Origin of the sequence: Aeromicrobium sp. CnD17-E (assembly GCF_024124745.1) — a bacterium.
GTDB lineage: Bacteria > Actinomycetota > Actinomycetes > Propionibacteriales > Nocardioidaceae > Aeromicrobium.
The window spans coordinates 134,095-159,959 of sequence record NZ_JAMXRU010000001.1; the positions used below are offsets into that span (position 1 = coordinate 134,095).

At 70.6% G+C, this 25,865-nt stretch carries 15 protein-coding genes, 1 tRNA gene and 3 pseudogenes; 11 read left to right on the plus strand and 8 right to left on the minus strand.

Features of this window, described 5'->3' with window-relative positions; genetic code table 11:
- Positions 1-15 precede the first annotated feature (15 nt).
- The 4 genes from NH339_RS00715 to NH339_RS00730 form a co-directional block, all read right to left on the minus strand.
- The gene (locus NH339_RS00715) at positions 16-249 is read right to left on the minus strand and encodes a hypothetical protein (RefSeq protein WP_253021463.1); all 234 of its coding nucleotides are present in this window, start codon (positions 247-249) and stop codon (positions 16-18) included.
- On the minus strand, positions 246-6,980 hold the full coding sequence (locus tag NH339_RS00720; protein WP_253021464.1) for a polymorphic toxin-type HINT domain-containing protein: 6,735 nt from the start codon (positions 6,978-6,980) through the stop codon (positions 246-248). Before NH339_RS00720 ends, NH339_RS00715 begins: the two co-directional genes overlap by 4 nt.
- A 1-nt stretch (position 6,981) precedes the next feature.
- Positions 6,982-9,621: a hypothetical protein gene (locus tag NH339_RS00725; RefSeq protein ID WP_253021465.1), complete on the minus strand. Its 2,640-nt coding sequence runs from the start codon at positions 9,619-9,621 to the stop codon at positions 6,982-6,984.
- Between the two features lie 386 nt (positions 9,622-10,007).
- Positions 10,008-10,093: transfer RNA gene (locus NH339_RS00730), tRNA-Leu, on the minus strand.
- Between the two features lie 283 nt (positions 10,094-10,376).
- Here NH339_RS00730 and NH339_RS00735 point away from each other — a divergent pair.
- Genes NH339_RS00735 through pknB form a run of 6 tightly spaced genes read left to right on the plus strand, consistent with a single transcriptional unit; the run spans position 10,377 to position 17,548 of the window.
- Complete coding sequence (locus tag NH339_RS00735) at positions 10,377-11,102, plus strand: DUF3662 and FHA domain-containing protein (RefSeq protein WP_253021467.1); 726 nt, start codon at positions 10,377-10,379, stop codon at positions 11,100-11,102.
- Positions 11,099-11,584 carry an FHA domain-containing protein gene (locus tag NH339_RS00740; protein ID WP_067860872.1) on the plus strand — a complete coding sequence of 162 codons (486 nt, stop codon included), beginning with the start codon at positions 11,099-11,101 and terminating at the stop codon, positions 11,582-11,584. Before NH339_RS00735 ends, NH339_RS00740 begins: the two co-directional genes overlap by 4 nt.
- A gap of 4 nt (positions 11,585-11,588) precedes the next feature.
- Positions 11,589-12,902, plus strand: coding sequence for a PP2C family serine/threonine-protein phosphatase (locus tag NH339_RS00745; RefSeq protein WP_253021469.1), 1,314 nt, complete (start codon positions 11,589-11,591; stop codon positions 12,900-12,902).
- Complete coding sequence (locus NH339_RS00750; protein ID WP_067860876.1) at positions 12,899-14,275, plus strand: FtsW/RodA/SpoVE family cell cycle protein; 1,377 nt, start codon at positions 12,899-12,901, stop codon at positions 14,273-14,275. The genes NH339_RS00745 and NH339_RS00750 overlap by 4 nt, the downstream gene beginning before the upstream one ends.
- Entirely contained in the window at positions 14,272-15,741 is a 1,470-nt protein-coding gene (locus tag NH339_RS00755; protein ID WP_253021471.1) for a penicillin-binding protein 2, read from the plus strand. Before NH339_RS00750 ends, NH339_RS00755 begins: the two co-directional genes overlap by 4 nt.
- A gap of 28 nt (positions 15,742-15,769) precedes the next feature.
- The gene (gene pknB, locus NH339_RS00760) at positions 15,770-17,548 is read left to right on the plus strand and encodes a Stk1 family PASTA domain-containing Ser/Thr kinase (RefSeq protein ID WP_253021473.1); all 1,779 of its coding nucleotides are present in this window, start codon (positions 15,770-15,772) and stop codon (positions 17,546-17,548) included.
- 30 nt (positions 17,549-17,578) lie between these two features.
- On the opposite strand, the gene NH339_RS00765 is transcribed toward pknB, so the two are convergent.
- On the minus strand, positions 17,579-18,322 hold the full coding sequence (locus tag NH339_RS00765; protein ID WP_253021476.1) for a DUF881 domain-containing protein: 744 nt from the start codon (positions 18,320-18,322) through the stop codon (positions 17,579-17,581).
- A gap of 85 nt (positions 18,323-18,407) precedes the next feature.
- Between NH339_RS00765 and NH339_RS00770 the strand changes: the two genes are divergently transcribed.
- Positions 18,408-18,863 carry a cell division protein CrgA gene (locus tag NH339_RS00770; RefSeq protein WP_253021478.1) on the plus strand — a complete coding sequence of 152 codons (456 nt, stop codon included), beginning with the start codon at positions 18,408-18,410 and terminating at the stop codon, positions 18,861-18,863.
- Between the two features lie 3 nt (positions 18,864-18,866).
- Here NH339_RS00770 and NH339_RS00775 read toward each other — a convergent pair whose 3' ends face one another.
- A complete protein-coding gene (locus tag NH339_RS00775; RefSeq protein WP_253021480.1) occupies positions 18,867-19,499 on the minus strand; it encodes a histidine phosphatase family protein in 633 nt (210 codons plus the stop codon).
- Positions 19,500-19,597: 98 nt separating this feature from the next.
- Between NH339_RS00775 and idi the strand changes: the two are divergent.
- From idi to crtI, 3 genes and pseudogenes are all read left to right on the plus strand, one after another.
- Positions 19,598-20,128: pseudogene (gene idi, locus NH339_RS18710) on the plus strand (isopentenyl-diphosphate Delta-isomerase); the annotation flags it as partial.
- A gap of 204 nt (positions 20,129-20,332) precedes the next feature.
- Positions 20,333-21,253 (plus strand): annotated as a pseudogene (locus NH339_RS18715) (polyprenyl synthetase family protein); the annotation flags it as partial.
- A complete protein-coding gene (gene crtI, locus NH339_RS00785; protein WP_253021484.1) occupies positions 21,250-22,734 on the plus strand; it encodes a phytoene desaturase family protein in 1,485 nt (494 codons plus the stop codon). The pseudogene NH339_RS18715 and the gene crtI, both read left to right, overlap by 4 nt.
- A 96-nt stretch (positions 22,735-22,830) precedes the next feature.
- Here the strand turns inward: crtI and NH339_RS00790 are convergent, their stop codons facing one another.
- Entirely contained in the window at positions 22,831-23,967 is a 1,137-nt protein-coding gene (locus NH339_RS00790) for a lycopene cyclase family protein (protein WP_253021486.1), read from the minus strand.
- A 62-nt stretch (positions 23,968-24,029) separates the two neighbouring features.
- Here NH339_RS00790 and NH339_RS00795 point away from each other — a divergent pair, with 62 nt between their 5' ends.
- Positions 24,030-24,986 carry a phytoene/squalene synthase family protein gene (locus NH339_RS00795; RefSeq protein ID WP_253021488.1) on the plus strand — a complete coding sequence of 319 codons (957 nt, stop codon included), beginning with the start codon at positions 24,030-24,032 and terminating at the stop codon, positions 24,984-24,986.
- Positions 24,987-25,057: 71 nt separating this feature from the next.
- Here the strand turns inward: NH339_RS00795 and NH339_RS18720 are convergent.
- Positions 25,058-25,855 (minus strand): annotated as a pseudogene (locus NH339_RS18720) (cytochrome P450); the annotation flags it as partial.
- Positions 25,856-25,865: the final 10 nt, after the last annotated feature.

A 25,865-nucleotide genomic window follows, 5' to 3' on the forward strand; every position in this document is an offset into this window, starting at 1 on the left:
GCCGACTGGCCTGCCTCACGCGCGCAGCGGATTCCAGTGATCTCCCCTGGCTCGCGCCTCGCGCTCAACCGCGCGAATGCTCTGCATGAGTCGCTCCGCGTCGACTCGAGACATACCCAGGATGTTGCGGAAGTCGTGGTCCTCCAACTCGACACCGTGCAGTCCGTACGAAAGCAGCAGATACACGAAGATGTACTCGTCCTTGGTCAGATCGAGTTCGACACCGTCCCTTCTGAAACGTGCCTTCATGACTTGTTTACCGTCCTATCCATTGCCTCATCAACAGCATGCGCAAAGTTGTCCGGGCGGTAGACCGAGCCCGGAACGCCAGCATTCGGACCTCGGAAGACGATAGCGGAGTTGCCATAGTCGACCCAGAACCGTGAACCGTCCTCACGAAGATGCCCAGCGCTGGAACTCATCACCTTGTCGACGTATGCTCCCATCTCTTCAACGGACTTGAAACCCATCTTGGCGCCGTGCTTGTCGAACGCCTTCATCGCGATGTCCCACGCTGCATCCGAGCAATCGTTATGGACGAGGATCGCATCGCCGCCGACGTGATAGGTGTGCACCCCAGCGATGGAAAGGTTGTAGGCCAGCGCGGTGCGGTTCGTGCCGGGCCGGAACCCGCGAACCTTGACGTGACGACCGCCGTCACCCAACACGAGCTCGCCTGCACCAAGGTCGTCAGCTCGTTCGAACTGCTGATCTGACACCGACCAGAAAAGGTGGTCCTCGGTAGTGGTGATGACCTCGCCGTCAAGAACCAGGTCGAGAACTTCGTCCTCATGGACCCAGAGACGCGTGACCCTGCGGATCACTCTCTCACCGGTCTCGGGATCGGTCGCGACGACCTTGTCGCCGACCCTGATCTTGCTGATCGGTCGTTGCGAACCATCAGCCATGAGCACAGCGGTCTCGCCTGCGAAGGAGCGCAGACAGGAGCGCGCGCCTGTGGTGCCGGCGCGTTCAGCGTCTCCCGCACTGCGAGCCGAACCGCTGCCCTTCTTCGCCTTGGAGCCGGCTCCACCGACGTTGTCGATAAGTTTCAGCGGCTTCGCGACCTTCAGGATCGGGATGGCCATCGCGATCTCGGCCGCGCACGCTCCCTTGCTTCCCTGTGTGCAGCTTCTCTCGTCGAAGACCCCCACTCGCCAGAGGCCGAGCGCCATGTCCTTGAAGGACTTCGCGGGCGCAGTGCGTTGCTTCTGGTACTCCGCGACGAGCGCGTCGTGGCTGGCCTGGACCCGCTTGCTCGCAGCGTGGTTCTCGCCCAGCGCACGAGCCGTGTCATAAGCCTGGATCCGAGACTCGGTCAGCTGCCACGGATCGCCCGAGTACCCGACGTAACGCCCCGGCGTCACCGTGCCCGCCGTCTGGTGCCACCCGTTCTTCGTCTTCGTCGGAGCCGTCCGGTTGCTGCCACACTCACACGAGACGAACTCACCACTGGGGTCAGAGAGCGTCACCGGCGAGTTGTTCGCATACGCGTACCCGTTCAGCTGCTGCGGGTCGCCATAGTCCGCGATCGGGTCGACCGAGATGAACCGCCCCGCACCCGGATCGAGCTCACGCGCCTCCAGGTGCACCGTCCCCGGACCAGCATCAGTGATCTTGTTCAAGAAGCCCCGGTTCGACAACCACGTCGCCGACGCATCCGTCAACGCCTCCCCGAACGGGGAGTAACGACGCTTCTCCACACTCGCCGTCGTCGACGTCACCGACACCAACGGCGTGCCCTGATGATCCACCGCCGTGTGCTTGAGCCCACCAGAGTCACGCGTGGCCACCGCCTCACCGTCCAGTGAGTACGTACGCACCGCCGAGCGGGTCGTGCCCTTCACCTTCAGCTGCGTCGACCCGAACAGCAACGTCGTCGAACCATCGAACCCGTCACGCTCGATCAGACGATTGCCGTCAGCGTCGTAGAGATACTCCACGCTCTTGCCGGTCGCCAGGTCCGTGACCTTCTTGACGTTGCCCTCACGATCCCACTCGTACGACTTGCCCTCCGTGCTCGAGGTCGACCGCTTCTTCATGTTGCCGACCTCGTCGTACGCGTACGTCGTCGTACCCGTCTCCCCACCAGACTTCGTCGTCGTCAGGGCAGCGTGAGGACGATCCGCAGTCGCCGCGGGGTAAGCCGGATCATGCGTCGTGGTGACGATGCCCGACGTCCCCGCACGCATCGAGACGACCTTCTCGCGGTTGCCGTTCTTCGCGAACGTGTACACGTCCGAGTACGGAGCCGTCGAGCCCAGGTTGCTCGCCGTGGGAGCGACGCACGAGTTCCCCGACGACGTCCAGGCGTTCGTCATCCGACGCAGGTAGTCGTACGTGAAGCACTGACGCCACGTCGTCGCGGACGTCTGGTTCGTGTCACCTGGAGCGACGTCGTTCAGCTTCTTGACGTTGCCCATCGGGTCGTAGGTGTAGCGCAGGTCCAGCTTCGGAGCCGTGGCACTGCCCTGCAGCGAGAAGGCACGTCGCGTCGTCCGACGCGTGGCGTCGTCGTACTCGCGGGTGTCGTACACGGCCTTCCCGGCCGTGCTTCCCGACGTCCGTTGAAGCACCTCGCCCAGCGGCGAGTAGAGGTTGTCGGTGACGATCACGACGGCGCCGGTCAGCTTCTTCACGTTGCCGAGCCGGTCGTACGTGTACGTGAGGTTCTCGTTCGTGATCCCCGTGACCAGAGGCTGGGTGATCTTCTGCACCGACCCGTCCGGGTTGTAGTCCACACCCGTCACGTAGCCGCCGGAACGCGAGAGGAGGCCCTCCTCCGTCGGGATCGTCAGCGTGCTCGACGTGGGTCGACCTGCACTGTCGTAGGCCGTGACCTCGTCCTTGTACTCCTTGCCGTCAGCCACACGGACGGCGGACGCCAGGGCACCCTTGCGGACGGTGTCGTACGTCCACCTCGCTCGGACGAGACCAGTGGCGGAGTCGTCACGCAGCGCGATCTTCCGGCCGAGCGCGTCGTAGTCGGTCCACAAGGTCACACCGCGCTTGTCCGTCGCCGAGACCGGGCGGTCGAGCTCGTCGTACGTGAAGGTGCTCTCGCCCTTGTCCGGGTCGTCGTCGGCGATCAGGCGCCCACGGATGTCGTAGGTCTTCGACCACTCGGTGCCCGAGGCGTCGGTGACCTTCTTGAGCTGGCCCGACGGCGTGTACGTGTAGGAGGTGACGTCACCCCCGCCTGTCGGGGTCGACGCGGTGTGCTGAGTGAGGCTCGTGACCTGCCCTCGCGCGTCGGAGACCGTCGTCGTGGCGGTGCCTCCGGTCGGCGGCGTGACGAGGACCCGATCGCCCCCGTAGGCCGTGCTGGTCGACCACTTGACTCCACCGAGAGAGGCAAGCGCCTCCCTCGTGACGCGGCCGGCGAGGTCGTACGTGTAGTTGGCGTAGCGGGGGACGGCGTTCTCCGCGGCCGACACGAGCGTCGTGTCGACGTCGCCGGAGTTGTAGTACGGGCCGCGAGACGAGCTCACCCACCCGCGGTCGTCGTAGATCTTCTCGGTGATCACGCGTCCACCGTCGGCGCTCGGCGAGGCCTTCTGCGTCGACCTCTCCCGCATGAGGCCGTCGTAGAACGCCACGGTCGCGACGTACTCCTGCGCAGCGTTCAGCCGCTCGGTCGTGACGGTGTTCGGTGCCGTCGCGCTCACCTTGTAGGTGAACTTCACCGACGGCGTCTGCGTCGCCTTGTCCCGACCCGGTCCCCAGACCGCGACCACACGGCCCAGGCCGTCGTAGGAGTAGTTGGTGACAGCGCCGGCAGCGTCGGTCTCGCTCGTCGGTGTGCCCCACGAGCGGGAGGGACTGACGACCGTGACGTGGTCCAGTGCGTTGGTCACCCTCACCTCCTCGGCCGGTCCGCCGGTGGCCGGGACGTAGGCAGTCGTCGTGGTCTTGCCCTTGGCGTCAGTGACGCTCGTCGGACGGCCGTACACGTCGTACTGGGTCTCGGCGTCGACTTGGTAGGTGATGCCGTTGGACCAGCCGGAGACCGTCTCGAGGCGCGTCGGGCGCCCCTGCGTCGGCGCTGCGCCGAACGCCTGCCCGTCGTACGACGTGCGGCTCGCGGAGATGATGTGACCAGCCGCCGACGGTGCCGTCCCACACGCGAGTGCCGTGGTGACCTGGGTCGCGGGGTAGTCGTACATCCCGAGAGTGGCGTTGGTGGCGAACGACGTCGTGGTGCACCGGTTGTCGGCCGCCGTCGACGTGTCCCCGAGGTCGTTGACGGCGACGGGCTGACCGCGGTCGTTGTAGTCCGTCGTCGTCTTCACCGTGCGGTACGAGCCTGACGAGAGCCGCGTCCGGGTCTCGGTCTCCCCGAGCCTCACGATGTGCGCGGACCGCCCGTTCGACGTGGCGGTCGCGGGGGAGGTCCAGGGCGTGTTGACCGTGATGTCGACGACCGCTCCGGAGGCTCCCAGCTGGGTGCGTGTCCGGCGCTCGAAGCCGGCCCGTTCGTCACGGTCCTGGATGTCGGCGCTGTCCCCGAGCGGGTCGGTCACGGTGACCGACTTGGTCCCTCCCCCTGCCGCGCGGTCACCGTGCATGCCTCGCAGGTACAGCGACTCGCTCCAGGTCTTGCCCGACTCCGCCCCGACCTCGGTCCTCACCCGGGAGTAGCCACGCCACTCGCCCCAGGTGCGGTACTTCGGCTCGACGAGGTTGGACGTCGTGTAGTGCCAGCCGTCGCCGCCGCCGTAGGTGTAGCTGGTGGTGACGTTCGCTCCGCCCGAGGTGTTGTCAGCCTCCACGACACTGTCGACCCGGTACTTGTGGAAGAACTCGAGCTGGGAGTCCTCGCTCCACCACGGCCTGAACCAGACCGGGAAGCAACGCCTGGCGTTCGTGTCGAGCGAACCGGCGGCCGGCTTGTCGCTCGCCGTGCAGTCGCGAGGCGAGTAGTTCACCGCGATGGACCCACCGGTGCCGTTGTCAATGGCGTTGACGCGGAAGCGGGCGAACGAGTCCACGCCGTTCGTGTCGTAGACCCGGTTGTCGAGAAGCTCCTTGTTGAAGCGCACGGGCGGCAGGCTGACGTCGGTCCCCACCTTGCCCGTCTGCTGCACCTGCGCGAGCCAGAGCGTGCGGACCTGGGCCTGCTCCGCGTTCTCCTCGTTCGTCATGTCGCCGGTCGCGGGGATCTCGTGCGTGAGGTTCCACTCGTTCACGGCCGACCACGAGTTGCTCGTCGCCTTCACGAAGGTCGTGATCTTCGCGAGGCGCTTGCGGGAGAAGAACGTGGGAGAGGTGCGCGTGGCGCAGGAGGTATCGCTGGTGCAGATCCGGTCGTAGGGGACGTCCGGCCAGTGCGAGGCGGTGTCCTTGGTCAAGGACTCGCAGGTGACCTCGCTGGTCTTCAGGCACCGCTCGGCGGAGGTGAAGACGACCTTGGCGGAGGCGGCGTCGCTGCCCTGACGGGTGCCGTACTCGATCGACGTCAGCAGCGCCGCGCGGTCGTAGGCGCGGACGGTGGCGTTCTTGTTGGCGCCGTAGTTGTTCTTCTCCTGGTCGTAGAAGTACGACATCGTGTTGCCGTTCGGGTCGACGACGTAGTCGAGACCCCAGCGCCACGCCTGGTCGCACGCCGATGTCGCGAAGGTCGAGCCGTGGCAGGGCTCACCCGCGCGAGCGCCGTAGACCGGGACGGTCGAGACCGAGTCGGTCCGGCGGTCGTCACCGTCGAAGCGCTGGTTCCTGCCGTAGTAGTACCGGGTGCCGTCGGGCGTGGTCACCCGCCAGTACTCGCCGTTGTCGTCGCGGTTGATGCCGTCCTGCTTGAGCAGCTCGACGCGCGTCCCGTCGTCGTTCTTCATCCGCCACTGGCTGGTCGAGCCGTCCTGGACGAGCTCAGAGCTCTGACCGTTCAGCGAGATGGTGAGGTTGTCGTCGCGCCAGCACATGTCGCCGACGTCCTCGGGGGTTCCGCCGACCTGGTCGCACGACTCGTAGGACCGCTCGACGAACCCAGGATCGAGGGAGAAACCCTCACCGATCCACGACGTCTGGTTGTTGGTGGACGAGGTCCGCCCGTCCACGGAACCCGACGAGTAGCTCAAGGCGAGGTCGGGCGTGGGACCGTTCATCGCCGGCGGCGTCGCGATCGGGTACGACCACGCGAAGTCGCCGGACTGGTTCCCGGCGGACCACGACGACGAGGGCGCGAGGGAGGACGCCTTGTAGTCGCCCTGGGGTCCCGAGGGACCCGGCGCTGCTGCCACCGTCATGGTCGAGGCCGACGTCGAGCTGGAGCGCTGGGTCGGCACGGTCGCGGTGAGGGTGTTGTTCTTCGCGTCCGCGGTGGTCTTGAGCGCCTTCATCGCGCCGCAGTCCAGGCCGCTCCCGGACTCGTCGCAGTCCTCGAAGGTCACCAGCCGCAGCCGACCTGCCCAGTCGGCCCCGAAGGCGTTGACGAAGTCGGTGTAGTCGAGCTTGACGTCGACGGTCGCAGGCAGGTCCTCCTGGCGCGCGGTCGCGGCAGAAGGTTCCGCGGACGGGCTGGCCGCCGACGCCGACGGGGCTCCCGCCTCCTCGCTCGCGTCGGTCGTCGCCTCTTCGGCAGCGATCGGCTGAGGAGCCAGGTCGATCGTGTACGCCGGGGCGGCAACCGGCTCGCCGTCGAGCGTCACGGTCTCAGTCGAGAGCGTGGCCTTGGCCGACTCCTCGGCCCCCTTCGAGCGGACCGAGAATCCCTCGACCTCCCGCGTCCACGAGTCGGCGACGGTCGTCTCGATCTCGACGCCCGCACGCGGGAGCTCGTCGGCCGTCACGGGTTCGCCCGACGGCTCGATCGACAACGCGTCAGCGTCGACCGGCGCGACCGGCACCGAGGGCATCACCTGCGTCTTCGGAGGTGCGTCGTCCCCCTCGGCAGAGGCGGGCGCGGTGGCCGAGGCGGCGAGGAGGGAGGTGATCAGAGCGCCCACGAGCGCCCAGATCGTCCAGCGACGACGTGTGGTCATGTCAGCAGCCTCCGCTCACGGCGACGCACTCGGTGCGGTCCCAGATCTTCAGGAAGTTGGATATCTCGTCATCGGTGAGAGGACCGCGGGCGACGACGACCTGGTCGAGGAAGCCGGTCCACCGACGGGTCGCGTCGTAGGAAGCTCCCACCGTCAACCGCTGGCGGACGAAGGACTCAGGGAGCGTGGCCGTCCCTGGCGTGACCGCGGTCGCGGCGTTGGCTCCGAGCACTCGGAGCGTCGCCTTCTTCGTCACGACGTCGTACGAGCCGACGACGGGTCGCGTCCCCGGTTGGCCGTCGTCGCCCGGCACGCGCGCGACGACCCACGCTGCCGTCTGGCTGTCCCAGACGCGCAGGACGTAGTCGAAGCCTGTGCCGTTCACCTCCGCGCCGATCTCGAGGCCGGGAGAGTTCTCCCCTCCGAGCGAGAGAGCCGTCATCTGGTTGCTGCTCGTCGCCGTCTTCGCGGGATCGACGAACAAGGCCAGGTCGAAGGACCTCTTCGGGTCGACGAAGGAGCCGACCATCGCCGGAGGCTGCGAGCTCTCGGAGAGGCTGATCATGGCGTCACGAGCACGGTTGTCGGGGTCGTCGTCCACGTAGAGCGAACGCGTCGAGCGGGTGGCGTCGCCGATGTCGAGCGGGAACTCACCGGTGCTGTCGACCGCCAGCGACCCGTCCTCGTCATCGAACGTATACGTCGAGCGGACGAACCGTTCAGGGTCAAGGACCTCGAACTCGTGGACGAAGGGCACTTCGCTCCGATTCCCTGAGGCCTCGTAGGCCCAGACCCTCAGCTTGTGCGTACCGACGCTCTGCGCAGGCAGGTCGAGAGTGTGGGTCTTGCCCGAGCCGGACGCAGCGAGCATCGCCGTCGTGGGAGGTTGGTCGGACGTGAAGCTGTACCGGTAGCCGACCACGTCGTCCTTCGTCGATCCCGGCGCGAAGGTCAGCTGGTAGGACTTGTCCGGTTCCCAGCTCGTGGACGGGTCGTCGACGCCGGGCAAGCCGAGGACCCGAGGAGGTGCGGCCAGGGTGGAGTCGATGGTGAAGGTGCACTCGTCGGAGGCCGCGCTCCGCAAGCCTCCGGAGTCCTCGGCAGATACCCTGAAGGTCCAGGTACCGGACTTGACGGTGTCGTTCTCGTCCCGGCTCAGCGCGCTGAGGCTGCGAGCGGCGGTGGAGCCGCTCGCCACGTAGCTGCCCGTGATGTCACTGTGGGCGGAGGTGATGTCGGAACCCGCGTTCCAGTCCCAGAGAGCGCGGACATTGTTGCCGTCGGGGTCGGCCAGCTTGGCCCGCATGACCGGGTAGGACGTCATCCTGCCGAGCCGGACGGCGCCCGTCGTCGGGCAGGCGATGCCGTTGATGGTGCGGGACGTCGGGACGCTCGGGCGTCGGTTGTACTCGACGGTGATGGACGCGTTGTGCTTGAAACGCCTCCAGTTCACCGGGTCTGATTCGTCCTCGGCGATGAGGGCGAGGCCGATGGTGGGGCGTCCGTCGCCAGCCGCGGCGGCCATGCCGTTCTTGATGTTCCACACGACATCCCGACCGCCGGGGTTGCACCCGGAGTGGCCGGCTGAGTACGACTTCCTGTCCTGGAACGCCCCCAGCGACGGCTGGTCGTTCCAGGTCGTGTCCGACGACACTCCCCCGGACCGGTAGACCTTGATCGGGCGCGTCGTGCACGAGGGCGACCACACCATCGTCGCCTTGAAGGTCGCCGATCGGATCTGGTGCCCCGAGAGCGAGCTGATGCCGTACTGGAAGAAGAGTCGCTTGTTCGAGACCCCGATGTAGTTCTGGTAGCCGGTGCCCTGACCCTCCTCGTCTGTCCACTTGTAGAACGAGGAGCTCGGGTGCTGCTTGAACACCATGGCCCACGCGAACGCGCGCCCGCCGACCTTCGGATCGATGTAGACCGGATACTGCACGTCTGCACCCGTCAGAGCGTCGCGGTGCGGCTCCAGCACGATGTCGCCGCCCGTGACTGCCAGCCCCACCGGGGCGACGTCGTCGTTCTCCACCGGCCCCTGGGTCCGCCGATCGACAGCCTCCGCGCTGCTGTCGACGACAGGATGGCCGCCGTCGCCGACTACCGTCCCGCTCGAGTCCCACATGATCGGAGCGGGCGCATCGCCGACCGTGCGCCCCACGTCGTCGAGGACGCTGAGCCCGCCGCCGTCCGCCACCTCGACGCGTCCGTTGTCCACGTCCGTCGCGAGCTTGAGCTGGGCGAGGCGCGGGTCCGCTGCCGCCGCTGCCGTCCTCACCACGAGGACCTGGGAGACACCGCCGTCGGTGACCGTCATGCGAAGGTCGACGTCATCGATCACGTCCACGTAGGTGGCGGTCGGGCCGTCCAGCACGGGCGACGGCAGCGTGCCGGGCCAGGAGATCGACGTCGTGACGTCTCCGACGGTCACCTGGAGCAGCGGGTCGCGCCCGCCCGCCGAGAGCTCGACGTCGCCAGGCGCGGCTTGAGGTCGAACCACGCCGTCACGCTCGACGAGATCGAAGTCGATGGATTCCCATCCGTCGTCGCCCTTGACCCGCACGGGCGCGTTCGAGATCTTCGTGGAGAACGTCCCCCGGGGCGTCGCCCACACGGTCTCGGTCTCCGTTCGGTCCTCCACGATCTCGACGTTCTTGCCCGTCGCCGCGGCTTCCGCGAAAGCCTTCGCCTCAGGATCGAGAGGAGCCGTGTCCTCGCCTTGCGCCTGCGCCTGCAGGCCGGTCAACACCAGACACGACGACACCAGACCAACGACAAGACGGCGCACGGCGACCTCCAGAGCAGCTCACAACGCCACCCCGAGTGAGTTGCGCAGGCACTGTCTACCAGCGGAAGTCCTGGACACGAGTCTTTTTCTCAGAATTTTTTCATGTTTCGGTGTGAGCGGACGGAAACTGGGTAGCGGGCGCATTCCAAGGACCGGCGCGATGGGGAGGTCCTCGCGCAAGAAAAGAGCCGCGGGCGCTACCGCCCACGGCTCTTGCCATCTCCATCATGCTGCTTGCTTGGTGCGCGAGGGGGGATTTGAACCCCCACGCCCTTGCGGACACTGGCACCTGAAGCCAGCGCGTCTGCCGTTCCGCCACTCGCGCGTCGTTCCCTGAGGAACAGTCGTTGAGTCTAACACCACGGCTTCCGCGCGCCCGCACCCGCCCGTCGGCGGCTGGGCAACCGCAGCAGGGCTGTTGGGGGTGCTGAGGCACCGATGCCGGCGCGCGGGTTGCTGAGCCACCGATGGAGAGGGCGGCGGGGCTGGGGTGGGGCAGGAAGAATGGAACGCGTTCCCACGTCAATTCGCGTGCGTCGTGCCTGCCGATACCATCGTCGGGACCACCGACGACCCCACGCACGTGACCCGGCAGGAGGCGAGAACCGATGGCAGGTGTGCTCAGCCGCTTCGAGCAGCGGCTCGAGGGCGCAGTCACCGGCGCGTTCGCCCGAGCCTTCCGCAGCGCCGTGCAGCCGGTGGAGATCGCCGCCGCGATCCAGCGCGAGGTCGACAACTCGGCCCACGTGCTCTCGCGCCAGCGGATGCTCGTCCCCAACGACTTCACCGTCGAGCTCTCGCCCACCGACCACGGCCGGCTCGCCCCCTTCGGCGACACCCTCACCACCGAGCTCGCCACGCTCGTGCAGGAGCACGTCACCGAGCAGCGCTACACCCTCGCCGGGCCCCTGCGCATCGAGCTCGTCGAGTCGCCCGACCTCGGCACCGGACGCTTCCGCGTGCGCAGCCGCACCAACGCGGCCGTCCGGCCCGTCGAGGGCGCCCGCATGACCGAGACCGCCGTCCGCAGCTCGCAGGTCGTGCTCGAGGTCAACGGCCTCAAGCACCCCCTCACCCCGCCCGGCGTCGTCGTCGGACGCGGCAGCGAGGCCGACCTGCGCATCGACGACCCCGGCATCTCCCGCCGGCACGCCGACATCAAGGTCCACGAGTCCGGCGGCAACACCACCGTCACCATCACCGACCTGCAGTCGACCAACGGCGTCGTCCTCAACGGGCACCGCGTGCAGACCGCCTCGGTCGGCAACGGCTCGGAGATCCGCCTCGGCAACACGGTCCTCACCATCCGCATCACGACGAGCGAGGACCGATGACGGACCTGACCCTCACCCTCATCAAGATCGGCTTCCTCGCCGTCCTGTGGCTGTTCGTGCTGTCCGCCGTGTCGGTCATCCGCTCCGACATCTTCGGCGCGAAGGCACCGAACCAGAAGCCCGCCAAGCAGCCCCGCGCCGCAGCCGCCGCGAAGCCCGCCAAGAGCCGCAAGCAGCGCACCCCGCGCGGCGCGCCCACCAAGCTCCAGGTCGTCTCCGGCCCCAACTCCGGCCAGAGCGTGCCGCTCGGCGACGGACCCGTCCTCCTCGGCCGCGGCACCGACGCGGCCATCCGCCTCGACGACGACTACGTCTCCACCCGCCACGCCCGCTTCGCCACCAACGGCGAGCAGTGGTTCGTCGAGGACCTCGGCTCCACCAACGGCACCTACCTCGGCAGCCAGCGGATCACGTCCCCCACCCCGATCGGCCTGGGCATCCAGGTCCGGCTGGGCAAGACCATCGTCGAGCTGCGGAAGTAGGACGATGTCCCTCACCCTGCGCTACGTCGCGCTCACCGACGTCGGTCTGCGCCGCTCCAGCAACCAGGACTCCGGCTACGCGAGCAGCCGCCTCATCGCCGTCGCCGACGGCATGGGCGGAGCGGCCGCCGGCGACCTCGCCTCGGCCGAGACCATGAACGTCATCCGCCAGCTCGACCGCGAGCTGCCCGAGATCGACCCGCTCGAGGCGCTCCAGAAGGCCGTCGCCCACGCCAACCAGCGCCTCGGCGAGCTCGTCGCCGAGGACCCGTCGGTCGAGGGCATGGGCACCACGCTCGAGGCGATGCTGTGGGACGGCGAGCGCTTCGCCACCGCCCACATCGGCGACTCGCGTGCGTACCTCCTGCGCGACGGCGAGCTGACCCAGATCAGCACCGACCACACGTTCGTGCAGAGCCTCGTGGAGGAGGGGAAGCTGACGCCCGAGGAGGCGCGCGTGCACCCGCACCGCTCCCTCCTGCTGCGCGTCATGCTCGGCCGCGACGACAACGACGCCGACCTCGAGTGGTTCGAGGGCCAGGTCGGCGACCGCTTCCTGCTGTGCAGCGACGGTCTCTCCGACATGGTCGACGACGCCACCATCCAGCAGCTGCTCAGCGCCGAGACCATCGACCAGGCCGCGTCCGACCTCGTCCGCACCGCGCTCGAGAACGGCGGCTACGACAACGTCACCGTCGTCATCGGCGAGCTCGTGCCCTCCGGTGCCGTGTCGGAGGAGGAGCTCTCGTCGGCCGACGGACGCCCGCAGCTCGTCGGCGCCGCCGCCGAGGGACCCCGCCCCCGCACCGGCAACGCCGCCGGTGGCTCCGGGAAGGCCCGCTCGCGCGAGGAGCGCAAGGAGCGCAGGCGCGAGAAGGAGGTCGACCCCGAGGAGCTGCGCTACGCGCCCCGCCCGCCGAGCAAGTGGCGCTGGGTCCGCCGCCTCGTCGCCCTCGCCGTCGTCGTCGGCATCGTCGCCGCCGGCGCGTTCTACGCCTACCGCTGGTCGCAGGACCAGTACTACGTGGCCTCCGCCGACGGCAAGGTCGTCATCTACCGCGGCGTCCAGGCCGACCTGCCGCTCGTCACCCTCAAGCACGTCGACGAGGTCACCGACGTCGAGCTCGACACCCTGCCCACCTTCCGCGCCCAGCAGGTGCGCGGCGGCATCGAGGCCGACAGCCGCGCCGACGCCGAGCAGATCGTCGAGAACCTGCGCGGCCTCGCCGAGGAGCCCGAGCCGTCGCCCTCGCCGAGCCCCTCCCCCTCGCCGTCCCCCTCCGCGTCGCGCACCGCCGACCGGGAGCGGTCCGCATGAGCACACCCACCCTGGTCCCGCGCAAGCGACGCGGGGCCGAGCTCACCCTGACCCTGCTCGCCGTGCTCATCGGCGTCGGCGCCTACTGCGCCGTCGGCCTCGGCGCCGAGGGTCGCGTGCCGGCCGACGCGCTGCGGCTCGTGATCTTCCTGGTCGCGGCCGCCGTCGCCACGCACCTGCTCGTCCGCAAGGTCGCGCCCTACGCCGACCCCGTCCTGCTGCCGCTGGTCATCTGCCTCAACGGGCTGGGACTGGCGATGATCTACCGCATCGACCTCGGCTACCAGGCGATGGGCAACGACGCGTTCGGCCCGCTCGCCACCAACCAGCTGATGTGGTCGGGCATCGGCATCGCGCTCTTCGCCGTCGTGCTGCTCGTCATCCGCGACCACCGCCGCCTGCAGGCCTACACCTACACGTTCGGCTTCGTCGCGCTCGCGCTGCTGGTGCTGCCGCTGCTGCCCGTCATCGGCCAGAACATCCGCGGCGCGCGCATCTGGATCAACATCGGCCCGTTCAGCTTCCAGCCCGGCGAGGCCGCCAAGATCTGCCTGGCCATCTTCTTCGCCGGCTACCTCGTCGTGAAGCGCGACGCCCTCGCGCTCGCCGGCCGACGCTTCGCCGGCATCGACCTGCCGCGCGGTCGCGACCTCGGCCCCATCGGCGCGGCGTGGCTGATCAGCATCGCCATCCTCGTCTTCCAGCGCGACCTCGGCTCGTCGCTGCTGTTCTTCGGCCTGTTCGTCGTCATGCTCTACATCGCCACCGAGCGGCCCGGCTGGCTCGTCGTCGGCGGCAGCCTGTTCGTGGCCGGCGCCTACTTCGGCTACCTCGCGTTCGGGCACGTGCGCGTGCGCTTCGACGCCTGGCTCGACCCCTTCTCCGACCCCGACCGCAACGGGCAGATCATCAACGGCCTGTTCGGCATGGCCTACGGCGGCGTGCTCGGCACCGGCTGGGGGCAGGGCAGTCCGCAGCTCACCCCGTTCGCGTTCTCGGACTTCATCGCCTCCGCGATGGGCGAGGAGCTCGGACTCACCGGACTCATGGCGATCCTCGTCATCTACGGCCTCGTCGTCGAGCGCGGCATGCGCATCGCGCTCACCTGCCGTGACGCGTTCGGCAAGCTGCTCGCCGCCGGCCTCGCCGTCTCGATGGCCCTGCAGATCTTCGTCGTCATCGGCGGCGTCACCCGCCTCATCCCGCTGACCGGCCTGACCACCCCGTTCATGGCACAGGGCGGCTCGTCCGTCGTCATGAACTGGGCCATCATCGCGCTGCTCCTGCGCATCAGCGACCAGACCCGACGCCCCGCGCCCGAGGTGTCGCAGTTCGACCACGACGAGGAGACCCAGGTGGTGAAGCTGTCGTGAACAAGCCCATCCGCAACCTCGCCGTGGCCTGCCTCGTGCTGTTCGCGGCGCTGCTGATCAACGTCAACTACGTGCAGTTCGTCGAGGCCGGCGACCTCAACGCACGCCAGGGCAACAAGCGCGTCATCGACGCCGACTTCAGCCGCGACCGCGGCGCGATCCTCGTGGGCGACGAGCCCGTCGCCGAGAGCAAGCCGAGCAAGGACCAGTACAAGTTCCAGCGGGTGTACCCGCAGTCGACGCTGTACGCGCCGCTCACCGGCTACTTCTCCTACATCTACGGCAGCGCCAACCTCGAGCGCTCGCAGAACCAGGTGCTGTCCGGCAGCGACAACCGGCTCTTCGTCAGCCGCGTCGTCGACCTGCTGGCCAACAAGAAGCCCCAGGGCGGCAGCGTCGAGCTGACCATCAACCCGCGCGCGCAGAAGGTCGCCGCGAGCGGCCTGGAGGCGCTCGGCGAGGGCACCAAGGGCGCCGTCGCCGCGCTCGACCCCAAGACCGGCGCCGTGCTCGCGATGGTCAGCCAGCCCTCCTACGACCCGAACGTGCTCGCCAGCCACGACTTCTCCAAGGTCACCGAGGCGATGAAGCGTCTGCAGGCCAACGAGGACGACCCGCTGACCAACCGTGCGACGCAGCAGATCCTCCCGCCCGGCTCGACGTTCAAGCTGGTCACGGCGGCCGCGGCACTCGAGGACCTCAACCTCAAGGCCGACAGCCGCGTGAAGGGTGGCGCCAGTCTCTCCTTCCCCGGCATCCAGTACACGCTGCCCAACGAGAACGGCGGCAACTGCGGCGGCGACCCGATCACCTTCGAGCAGGCGCTGCAGGTCTCCTGCAACGTCTCCTTCGGCGACCTGGCCGGCAAGATCGGCCAGGACAAGCTCGAGGAGCAGGCCCGCAAGTTCGGCTTCGGCACCAACCCGCTCGAAGGCCTGGCCAGCAGCGCCAGCCAGTTCACGGCCGAGGGCACCGACCTGGAGGCCCCGCAGCTCGCGCAGAGCGGCATCGGCCAGTTCGAGGTCGCGGCCACCCCGCTGCAGATGGCCATGGTGGGCGCCGGCATCGCCAACGACGGCGTCGTCATGAAGCCGCAGGTGGTCAAGTCGGTCCGCTCGCCCAGCCTGCGCGTCCTCGAGTCCCTCGAGCCCGAGGAGCTCGACCGCGCCATGAGCGCCGACAACGCAGCGATCCTGCGCTCGATGATGGTGGCGACCGTCCAGTCGGGCACCGCCACGTCGGCGCAGATCCCGGGCGTCCAGGTGGGCGCCAAGACCGGCACCGCGCAGTCGACCCCCGACCGACCCCCCTACGCCTGGTTCGTGGCCCTCGCGCCGGCGAACGACCCCAAGGTCGCCGTCGCCGTCGTCGTCGAGTCCTCGAGCACGGCCCGCAACGAGATCGCCGGTGGACGCCTCGCCGGCCCCATCGCACGCTCCGTCATCGAGGCGGTGCTCGGTGAGTGACTTCGACCCCCCTAGGGAGAGTGACCCCATGACCGGATCCGGCGACGAGCCCATCCTGCTCGGCGAGCGCTACGAGCTCGGCGGGCTGCTCGGTCGCGGAGGCATGGCCGACGTCCGCGTCGCGCGCGACCTGCGCCTCGGCCGCACCGTGGCCATCAAGCAGCTGCGCGCCGACCTGTCCTCCGACGACACCTTCCAGGCCCGCTTCCGCCGCGAGGCGCAGTCGGCCGCCGCCCTGAACCACCCCGCCATCGTCGCCGTCTACGACACCGGCGAGTCGACCGACAAGCACGGCAACCACATCCCGTACATCGTCATGGAGTACGTGGAGGGCCAGACGCTGCGCGAGATCATGCGCGACGACCGCAAGATCCTGCCCGAGCGCGCCCTGTCGATCACGGCCGACGTGCTCAGCGCGCTCGACTACTCGCACCGCTCCGGGATCATCCACCGCGACATCAAGCCCGCCAACGTCATGCTGACGCCGTCGGGCCAGGTGAAGGTCATGGACTTCGGCATCGCTCGTGCGATCGCCGACTCCTCCAGCGCGATGACGCAGACGGCCGCGGTGATCGGCACCGCCCAGTACCTGTCGCCCGAGCAGGCGCGCGGCGAGACCGTCGACGCTCGCTCCGACATCTACTCCACCGGCTGCCTGCTCTACGAGCTGCTCACCGGCCGTCCGCCGTTCGTCGGCGACAGCCCGGTGTCGGTCGCGTACCAGCACGTCCGCGAGGACGCCCGCCCGCCGTCGCAGCTCAACCCGGAGGTGACGCAGGCGGTCGACCACATCGTCGCGAAGTCGCTCGCGAAGCGCACCGACGACCGCTACCAGTCGGCCGCCGACATGCGCAAGGACCTCGAGCGGGCCATCGCCGGCCAGCAGGTCGAGGCCCCGACGGCCGCGACGTCGGTCGCGCCGGCCGCCACCGCCGTCGCCCCGGCCGTCGCTGCCGCCGCGGCCACCGGCACGCAGCCCGCCGTCGAGGACGAGGAGGAGCGCAAGAACCGCAAGCCCCTGTACTGGGCGCTCGCGATCCTGCTCCTCCTGCTGCTCGCCGGCATCGGCCTCTACGCCTACAACCAGGCCAACCAGCCCCCGCCGGCGCCCGCCCAGGTCGAGGTACCCGACGTCACCGGCCAGGACGCCGTCGCCGCGCAGCGCACGCTCGAGCGCGACGGGTTCACCGTGCAGACGCAGGAGCGCGCCGACGGCGACGTCGAGGAGGGCAACGTCGTCTCCCAGGACCCCGAGGGCGGCACCGAGGTCGACAAGGGGACCGAGGTGACGCTCGTCGTCTCCACCGGGCCGGCGCAGGTCCAGGTGCCCAACGTCGTCGGCTACACCTTCGACGAGGCGAAGGCCGCGCTCGAGGGGCAGGGGCTCAAGGTCAAGCGCGAGGAACGCGCGTCCGACCAGAGCCGCAACTCCGTCATCAACACCAACCCTGCGGCCGGGGTCAGCGTCGACGCCGGCACGACCGTGACCGTCATCGTGTCGCAGGGCGAGGTGCAGGTGCCCAACCTCGTCGGCATGACGCAGGAGGAGGCGGAGAAGACGCTGCAGGAGGCCGACCTCGAGGTCTCGGTCACCGAGGACCCGGCCGCCACCGCGCCGAAGGGCCAGGTCACCAACCAGGGCACGCCGGCGGGCACGTCGGTGCCGCCGGGCACCACCATCGAGATCACCGTGTCGAGCAACGAGGGCGACGACCAGGGCGGCGACCAGGCCGACGGCAACGGTGACGCCCCCGCGGACGGCAACGGCGACGGCGGCGCCGACCTCGACATCACCCCCGGGCAGTAGCCGGGCTCTCCTGGCCGGCGGCGACGTCGGTCAGGAGAGCGCCGACGCGTACCGCAGGACGGTCGCGCCGCCGTAGGGCGCGACCACCAGGTCGTCGCTGGTCGCGACCTTCAGGCCGAGCCGGAACTTCGTCACGTAGCGCTCGAAGTTGGCCACCTCGGGGGACGAGCCGAGCGAGTAGGTCATGCCAGGCACGTCGCCGACCGCCTCGATGACGTACGGCGGCGAGAACGGCCGCCCGTCGATGATGACGTTGGAGCCGACGCACACGATCGCCGTCGTCGACACGAGCCGCTGACCCTGCAGGCTGACCGCCTCGGCGCCCCCGGCCCAGAGGGCGTTGACGAACGCCTGCAGGTCCTGCTGGTGCACGACGAGGTAGTTGGGGTCGATCCCGGCGGAGTCGGCGTCGCGCGGGGCGTCGGTCAGCGTGACCCGCATGCCGGGCCCGCGGACGGTGCTGAGCCCGGCGAGGTCGCGCAGGGTGCGCAGCCGTCGCACGATCGACTCGACCCCGCTGGCGTCGTCGGCGGCGGCGGTCGCGGCGTCGATCTCGCGCTGCAGGTCGACGACGTCGGCCTGGCGTCGCTCGACCCGACGCTCCCGCTCGCCCACCAGCGACGCGACGTCGCCGCCCGCCGGCCGAAGGTCCTGGCCGTCGGACGTGCGGTGCGCGGCCGCGGCGGTCAGGCCGGCCACCAGGCAGACGCCCAGCACCGCGACGGACCAGGCGCGCGACGACGTCGTCCGCGAGCGTGCACGCGTCCCCGACATGCGAGCACCTCTCCCCACTCCGACACCGTCCGCGACGCCGACTACGCTAGCCCAGAACCCGCAGACGGCACCGAAAGAGATCCCCGTGGCCAAGAACAGCACCCCGAGCACGGTCCGCACACGCCGAGGCGGCTGGGCGCACCCGCTCGCCCTGCTGCTCCTGGTGGTGGCCGTCGCCTGGGCGGTCGGCGCCTTCTTCACGGTCTCCGACCGCTCGTTCCCCAAGATCGGCGCCATCCCCGGTCTCTTCGACCTCGGCGGCTGGAACTTCGCCATCGCCGCGGTCATCGCGTTCGCCGCGTCGTCGATCGCCTCGCGCACCCGCCCGGAGCCCGAGCCGGGCACGCCCACCGGCAGCCGCTTCGCCGCGCCGCTGATGATCGCGTCGGCCGTCGTCGGGCTGCTGTGGATCGTCGTCTTCTACGTCATCTCCGGCACCGACATCACCATCCCGGTCTACTCCGACCTCGGCGACTGGAACATCGTCATCGGCATGGGCTTCATCGTGGCCGCGTTCGGCTTCGCGATGAAGTGGGAGTGAGCGCTACCGGAAGGTGACCTGGTCGGCAGGCACGTGGCCGTGCTCGTTGTAGGTCAGCAGGCGTGTGCCGCCACGGCCGACGATGAGCGTCGTCACCGACGCGTTCACCACCACCCGGTTGAGCGGGATGAACAACGACGCGTCGCCGGCCAGCAGGTGCGACGCGACCAGCGCGATCGGCCCGCCCGACGTGAACACCGCGACCCGTCGGCCCGACCCCGCCTGCGCGACGGCCTCGTCGAGCGCGCGCAGCACCCGGGCGGAGAACTCCGCGAACGACTCCACCGGTGACGGAGCTCCGCTGACCCACGCCCCGAGAGCGGCGTCGAGGTGCGCCTGGAACTCGCGCGGGTCCGTCGTCGGCGTGACCGTCTCGCCAGCCAGCGCGAGGTGGTCGTACTCGTCCCACCCGGCGTCGACGTCGTAGAGGTCGCCGTCGACCGCGTCGAGCACCGCGACGGCGGTCTGGGCGTGGCGGCGCAACGAACCCGCCACCGACCAGTGCGGCCGGAAGTCGGCCGCCTCCCACGCGAGCCCGAGCCAGCCGCCCTGACGGGTGCCGAGGGCGGAGAGCTGGTCGTAGTCGTCGCTGCCGAACGAGGCCTGGCCGTGACGGATCAGATGGATGGCGCCCACCGTCGCAGGCTAGCGGGTGCCGGCCGGTCACGTCGCCGGGCGGACTCGGCCCGCGTCCCCGAGGATGGAAGCACCGACCGAGCGGAGGATGCGGCGCGATGACCGCGATCGAGAACGAGCAGGACCTGGTCGTTCTGCTGGACGACGACGGCACGCCCGCAGGCACGGCACCACGGCTCGACGTGCACGGAGCCGACACCCCGCTGCACCAGGCGTTCTCGGTGCACCTGTTCGACGACGCCGGCCGCGTGCTGCTGACCCGCCGGGCGCTGTCGAAGCGGACCTGGCCCGGCGTCTGGACCAACTCCTGCTGCGGGCACCCGCGCCCCGACGAGCCGATCGCCGACGCCGTGCAGCGCCGCGTGCGCGAGGAGCTCGGCGTCGGGGTGCACGACCTGCGCCTGCTGCTGCCCGACTTCCGCTACCGCGCGGTCGACGCCAGCGGCGTCGTGGAGAACGAGATCTGTCCGGTCTTCGTGGCCCGCGTCGACGGGCCGCTCGCCCCCGACCCTGCCGAGGTCGGCGAGCACACGTGGGTCGCCTGGGCCGACCTCGTGGCCGCCGCCCGCGCCACGCCCGCGGTCTACAGCCCGTGGTCGGTGCTGCAGGTGCCGCAGCTCGACGCCGAGCGTGCCCGGCTCCCCCTCGGCCCCCAGCCCGCGGTCCCGCTCGAGCCGTCGGGCGCGGACGCGTCGGTGCACGTCACGCTCGCCGCCGTCAGCGACCTGCTGACGGCCGAGCTCGCGTGGGTGGGCACCGTCTGGGACGGCCTCGCGCCTGCGGGCACCCCCGGTCCGCTCGCCGACGACCTGCCCGGCTGGCTGCACACGCTGCTGCAGGGTCGGGGCAAGCGGCTGCGTCCGCAGATGTGCCACTGGGGGTTCGTCGCCGCTGGCGGGTCGCTCGGCACCGCGGCGCACGACGACGTCGTCCGGGTCGCTGCGGCGCTGGAGACCCTGCACCTCTTCGCGCTCGTGCACGACGACGTGATGGACCAGTCGAGCGAGCGTCGCGGGGCGGCAGCCGCGCACGTCGTGGCCGCCGCGCAGCACCGCGGGGCAGCGGCCCACGGCGACGCGACCCGCTTCGGCGAGAACGTCGCGATCCTGCTCGGCGACCTCGCCCACCACGAGGCCGACCGCCTGGTGCACACGCTCCCGCCCGCCCTGCGCGACTTCTGGTACCAGCTCACCCTCGAGCTGATCGCCGGACAGCGCGCCGACCTCACCGGAGCGGCCAGCCGGCGGACCGACCTCGCGCACGTCGAGGCCGTCGCCGCCCTGAAGTCGGGCGCGTACACCGTGGGCCGACCCCTGCAGCTGGGTGCGATCGCCGCCGGCGCCACCGCCGCGCAGCGCGACGTGCTCGAGCGGTTCGGGCTGCACCTCGGCCGCGCGTTCGCCTGGCGCGACGACGTCCTCGGCGTCTGGGGCGACCCCGACGTCACCGGCAAGCCCTCGGGCGACGACCTGCGTGAGGGCAAGGCCACCGTGATCTGGGCTCTCGGCGCCGAACGCCTCACAGGCGAGGCCGCCACCGCGATGGCCCGCGTCGGCACGTCCGACGCGCGTCCTGGCGACGTCGCCCTGCTGCAGCGCGCGCTGGAGGAGTGCGGCGTCCGCCAGGACGTCGAGCAGCGCATCGTCGACGAGACCGAGCGTGCCGAGCGCGCCCTCGTCGGCTCCCCCCTGACCGCGGCCGGCGTCGCCGGACTGCGCGCGGTCGCCCGCACCGTCTCCTGGAGGTCCGCATGAGTCACGTCGTCGTCGTCGGAGCGGGGCTCGCGGGCCTGGCCGCCGCCTGCCACCTGGTGGGTGATGGGCACCGCGTGACCGTGCTGGAGCGCGAGGACGTGCCCGGCGGCCGGGCCGGCATCCTGCAGCGCGACGGGTTCACGTTCGACACCGGACCGACGGTGCTGACGATGCCCGACCTGATCGACCGGCCGCTGCGCGCGGCAGGGTCGAGCCTGGCCGAGCGGCTCGAGCTCACGCTCCTCGACCCCGCCTACCGCGCGTTCTACGCCGAGGGCTCGACGCTGGAGGTGCGGCACGGCCACGAGGCGATGCGGGCGGAGATCCACCGCGAGTGCGGCAGCGTCGACGCCGCCGCGTTCGACGAGTTCGTCACCTGGCTGCGGCGGCTGTACCTCACGGAGATGCCGCACTTCATCGACCGGAACTTCGACCGGCCGACGGACCTGCTGTCGCGGCCCGCTGCGGCGGCCCGGTTGCTCGCGATGGGTGGCTTCGGACGGCTGGGTCCGATGATCCGGCGCCGGTTCGCCGACGAGCGCCTGCACCGCCTGTTCTCGTTCCAGGCGATGTACGCCGGGCTCGCGCCCGACGACGCGCTGGCGCTCTACGCCGTGATCACCTACATGGACTCGATCGAGGGCGTCTACTTCCCGAAGGGCGGCATGCGTGCCGTGCCCCGGGCACTCGCCGACGCGGCCACCGACGCCGGCGCGGAGATCCGCTACGGCACCACCGTGACGGCGCTCGTGCGCGACTCCGGAGGTCGGGTGCGCGGGGTCGCGACGGGCGAGGGCACGGTCGCCGCCGACGCCGTCGTGTGCACCATCGACCTGCCGACCGCGTACACGTGGCTGCTGCCCGACCTGCGCCCGCCGCGTGCGGTGCGCGGCGTGGGTGGGCGGCTGGGCGGCGACTACTCGCCGTCGTGCGTCGTGTGGCACGTGGGCGTCAAGGGCGTGCCGGAGGGCAAGGCGCACCACAACATCCACTTCGGGCAGCAGTGGAACGAGGCCTTCGAGGACCTCATGAAGCGCGGCACGCTGATGCGCGACCCGTCGCGGCTCGTCACCGTCCACTCGCTCGACGACGACGAGGCCGCGCCCGAGGGACACAGCACCCTCTACGTGCTGGAGCCGACCCCGAACCTCGACGTCGGACGTCTGGACTGGAAGGCCGAGCGCGGGCCGATGCGCGAGCGACTGCTGGCGTTCCTGGAGCGGTCGGGCTACCCGACCGACGTGGTCGTCGACGAGCTCGTCACCCCGCTGGAGTGGCAGAAGCAGGGCATGGCCGCGGGCACCCCGTTCGCGCTGGCGCACACGTTCGCCCAGACGGGTCCGTTCCGTCCGGCCAACGTCGACAAGCGGGTCCCCGGCCTCGTCTTCGCCGGCTCGGGCACCGTCCCCGGCGTCGGCGTCCCGATGGTGCTCCCGTCGGGCCGTCTCGCGGCGGAGCGCGTCAACCAGCTCGTCCGCTGACCACCCCTCCCCCTCCCTTCCCTCCCCGCGTTTTGTGGACTTGGTGACGGTTTCTGCGCCGACAACCGTCACCAACTCCACAAAACGCGGGGAGGGCTAGGGGAGGAGGGTGGCGCGGGCGAGCTCGCGGCGGCCCGACCAGGGCATCCGGCGGAACATCGACCACATGGCGGCGGCGACGTCGGCGAGGTCGCCGTCGCGCGACATGTACGCGCGCTGCAGGTGGGCGGGGAGGTGGCCGAAGCCGTCGAAGAGGGCGAGCGTGCCGTCGACGTCGAGCCGCAGCACCGCACGCAGGCCCGCCTCGCGCAGCGCGTCGGCCGGCGCCAGGGCGTCGACCCGACGCGGCACCTGTCCGGCAGCCAGCTCGTCGGCCAGCGCACGGGACCGACGCAGCGCGTGCGCCACCGAGTAGCCCGTGACGACGTGCCCGCCGCGTCCGGCGACCCCGTGCGCCAGGGTCCCGTCGACCGGCGGACGACCTCGACCGCGCATCGGGATGTGCACCACCTCGCGGTGCAGGGGAGTGTCGACGGCCGACGGGTCGACGCCGCGCGCCGCGAGCCGGCGGCGCAGCCGCGCCTTCAGCTCCTCGACGGGCAGGGGCGGAACGGCGGCGAGGCAGGTCTCCTCCAGCAGGACGGTCCCGTCGCCCAGGGGGATCGCGTAGAGGAACGACGGACGCAGACCTGCGGTCCCCGCCCCGACCTGGTCCGTCCGCCAGTCCGTCCGCCAGTCCATCAGCAGCGCCTCCGCGTCCTGCAGCGCCGGGGCCGCGACGTCGGCGGGCACGACCACCCCGAACGCGGTCTGCGCAGGCGCGGGATCATCGGCGCGCAGACCGCGCGGCCTGGCGCCGCGCGCGTCGACCACGACCCTCGACGACGACGTCAGCGCCGCGACCTCGGCGTCGTCGAGCCGGGCGGGGCGCACGTCGACGTCGTCGAGGGGCAGGGCGGCCTGCAGCGCGATGTTGTCGAGCACGACGTACGGACGCGACAGCCGGTGCGTCTCGTGGGCACGGACCTCCGGCGCCGCCAGACGGGACCGGACCACCGTCGGGGGCAGCTCGGCGAGCTCGTCCTCCCAGACCCCGTACGTGGGCGTCCAGACGGCGGCGGGACGCGGGTCGACGGCGACGACGCGCAGCCCCCGCGCCGCGCACGCCGACGCCAGCGAGCGTCCCGCGGGCCCGAGACCCACGACGGCCACGTCGACCCGTCCGCCGCTCACGTCCGCCCGCGATCCACGGGACCCATCGTGGCACGGCCGCTCGCCCTAGGCTGGGTGTCACCATGGCCCGACCCCTGCACCCCGACCCGCGGCTCGCGGCCGGCTACGCCCGGTGCGCCGAGCTCACGCGGGCGCACGGCACCACCTACTACTGGGGCGCCCGGCTGCTGCCCCGCGAGCAGCGGATCGACGTGTACACCGTGTACGCCCTCTGCCGGCTGGCCGACGACATCGTCGACGAGCCCGAGCGCGTCGACCCCGCGGTGCCCGGGCACGACGAGACCGACCCGGCCGCCCGCCTGCGTCGCTTCGAGCAGCACTTCTGGGACAGCATCGCGGCGGGCGGGTCCGACGAGCCGGTCATGGCGGCGGTCGTCGACAGCCTCCAGCGTCGGCGCACCGACCCCGAGTGCTTCGACCGGTTCTTCCGGGCGATGGAGCTCGACCTGACCCGCACCACCTGGGCCACCTGGGAGGAGCTGCGCGACGGCTACATGGAGGGCTCCGCCGCCGTGATCGGGGAGATGATGCTGCCGGTGCTGCAGCCGCTGACGCCCGCGGCGAAGGAGCCGGCGCGCGCGCTCGGCCACGCGTTCCAGCTCACCAACTTCCTGCGCGACGTGGGCGAGGACCTCGACCGCGGGCGCGTGTACCTGCCGCAGGAGGACCTCGCCCGCTACGGCGTCGACCCGGCCGAACGTCGTGTGACGCCGGCGTGGCGCTCGATGATGGCCGAGCAGGTCGAGCGCAACCGGGCGCTCTACCGTCAGGCGGCACCGGGCGTCGCCATGCTGCCGCCACCGGGCGCGCGCTGCGTCGCCACCGCCCTGCGGATGTACGCCCGCATCCTCGACCTGGTCGAGGCCGCCGACTACGACGTCTTCTCGGGCCGCCACCGGGTGAGGCCGCGCACGAAGGTCGCGATCCTGGCCGACGTGCTCGTGCGGGGTCCCCGACGCGGGCTGCCGCCGTCGGGTCCACCGTCACCGAGGGCGAGCCTGGCCCCGCGCAACCAGTAGCCCGCGACGAGGTGGTCCCACCCCAGCTCGGGCTCGGCCACCAGACGCGGCTCGAGGGCGAGCAGCCGGACGAGCAGCGCGTCGGTCTCGAGCAGGGCGAGAGGCTGGCCGGGGCACTTGTGCTCGCCGTCGCCGAACGCCAGCACGGGCTCGCCCACGCCGGCGGGCAGCGTCCGCCCGGGGCAGAGGTCGAGCGGCGCTGCGCCGACGGCCTCGGGGTCGGCGTTCGTGGACCGCACGCACACGTCGACCAGGTCGCCCGGCTGGATCGTCCAGGTCTGGTCGCCGTCACTGACGTCGATCGGCTGCTGCGCGCGCCGGTAGAGGTGCCCGACCACCGGCTCCAGACGGATGACCTCGCCGAGGATCGCCAGCCGCTCGGGCTCCGACGCGACGAGGTACCGCGCGCGCAGCGCGTCGTCGTCGAGCAGGTGCAGTGCCGCCATGACCACGAACTCGCGCGTCGTCACCATGCCCGCGGTGCCGTAGGTGACGCACTCGACGAGGATGCTGGCCGTCGAGTACCCCTCGGCGAGCAGGTGGCTGACGATGTCGTCGCGCGGCTCGCGCCGACGTGCCCGGACCGCGGGGCGGACGTCGGCCAGGAAGAGCCGCCCCACGGGGACGAGCCCGTTCACGGCGGCCTGCATCCACTGCCGTCGGGTGCGGCCGAGGTCGCGGCGGGTGACGTCGAAGGGCGGCTGGCTGAACATGGCCTCGAGCCGCCGGGCCATGCGCGGCACGGACGACTCGGTCAGTCCGACCACCTCGGCCGTGACCTCGACGGTGTAGAGCAGGGCCAGCTCGTCGAGCGTGCAGCCGCCCGCCGCGACCGCCTCCGCGAGCAGACGGTCGGCGGTGGCGTGCATGAGGTCGGTG